Origin of the sequence: Pseudomonas sp. PB105 (assembly GCF_009764655.1) — a bacterium.
GTDB classification, from domain to species: domain Bacteria; phylum Pseudomonadota; class Gammaproteobacteria; order Pseudomonadales; family Pseudomonadaceae; genus Aquipseudomonas; species Aquipseudomonas cyclaminis.
This window is the reverse complement of sequence record NZ_RWIO01000018.1, coordinates 1-1,122: the sequence shown is the minus strand read 5'-3', so window position 1 is coordinate 1,122 and position 1,122 is coordinate 1. Positions and strand designations below refer to the sequence as shown.

At 58.9% G+C, this 1,122-nt stretch carries 1 pseudogene; it reads right to left on the bottom strand.

Features of this window, described 5'->3' with window-relative positions:
• Positions 1 to 4: 4 nt before the first annotated feature.
• A pseudogene (locus EJD88_RS26955) lies at positions 5 to 1,122 on the bottom strand (hypothetical protein); the annotation flags it as partial.

The window sequence follows — 1,122 nt, the reverse complement described above, 5'->3', positions numbered from 1 at the left end:
ATGATTAATATCCTATGGACAACAGTTGAGGGTATCCACCGGCACTGGAGCTGCCCGTACCGCTCCACTGCGCCACAACCACCACCGACTCTTTAGTCGATGAAATCGTCTGGAACCAAAAGTCGGAGGCAGTGGTGCTGACAGCGAGTGTCCCGACGATTGAGAACAAGTTGGCCGAAGGAAACGCTAAGGGGAGCGCGATGGTGTGGACGCTGTCCCCCACATTGGTATGAACACCGCGTGCCCATTGAATAACCAGGCCACCCAACCAGGTTGGGAAAACCACGTAGCCGTTCGCGGTCAAGCTCAGCAGGAAGCCCCAGCGCAGCTTTTTGGGAGTGATGAAACTGAGGTCGTCGACACCTGTGTTGGTCATGACCTGTGAGGCGATTTTGGAACTACCAACGAATGCCTCGGTGGCCTGACTTCCAGAGGTGGTCATCGTTACGTCGCCAGATCCGTCGAGTGTCACGTTACCCAGCACTGCGCCGTTCAGCGTGATCTTGCGAGCGTTGGCCCACCTCGCGGCCTTTCCCACCACAGTGACTCCCGACACGATGTTGGCGATACCGGTCCAGATCAATGCAGTAGCGGCCTTGACCGCTTTAGTGGTGGCAAGAATGAGGCTGCTGTTGGTGTCCTGGTCGTCGCTGATGGCGTTGGGAATGTTGCCCAGCCCTACGTCTTCCTTGGTAGTCGCTCGGGCTCGCAGGCTTTCATAATCCCCTACGCGGGCAGCAAAATGCTGCACCAGCGGCCCTCCGATTGGCTCCACCGGACGACGGTCGGTGATGGTGTTCGCGTTCGGCAAATCGGCGAGCAGCACCTGGTAGTGCTTCACGCCTGCGCTGTCCGTGTAGTCCAGGCGATTTGCCCCGAAGGCGATTGTCGCCTTGGCAACCATGTCGCTCAGCTCGCGCTGCATCGCCACGTCAATCCACACCGAAGTCGGAAAAGCACCAGGTGCACTAAATTGAACAGCCGCACGCTCTAGACGGACGCCCTCGACATAGGCGGTCCCGGCCTTGAGCTGGTAGACATTCCCGACCTTTTCCACCTGCAGGGCGCTACCGAAGAAGCACGCCCGGCCAAACACATCGCGATTGGCCTGGCGCTCGCGCT